The organism is Kocuria sp. ZOR0020 (assembly GCF_000800955.1).
GTDB lineage: Bacteria > Actinomycetota > Actinomycetes > Actinomycetales > Micrococcaceae > Kocuria > Kocuria subflava.
On sequence record NZ_JROX01000140.1, the window covers coordinates 1 to 213 of the forward strand.

Genomic DNA, 213 nt, shown 5'->3' on the forward strand with positions numbered 1-213 from the left:
ACTCTGTTTTAACTCTATCTGCTATATATCCTGAATACAGTTTACCGTCATACCATATATCTACCAAGTCATTAACATACAAAGGTAAGAGTTCGTTTTGGTTAAAGAATAACCTTGTGACGATCGTGGAGGGTGAAATTTCAGCTTTAATAGTAGATATATCTGGCGGGTTTCCGTGTTCATCTCTATCATAAAACAATGTTTTAGCTGTTC

Annotated in this window: 1 protein-coding gene; it reads right to left on the minus strand. The window is 35.2% G+C overall.

The features are described 5' to 3' along the window. A partial coding sequence (locus L979_RS15080) for a hypothetical protein (protein WP_197052117.1) occupies positions 1-213 on the minus strand: 213 nt, incomplete at both ends.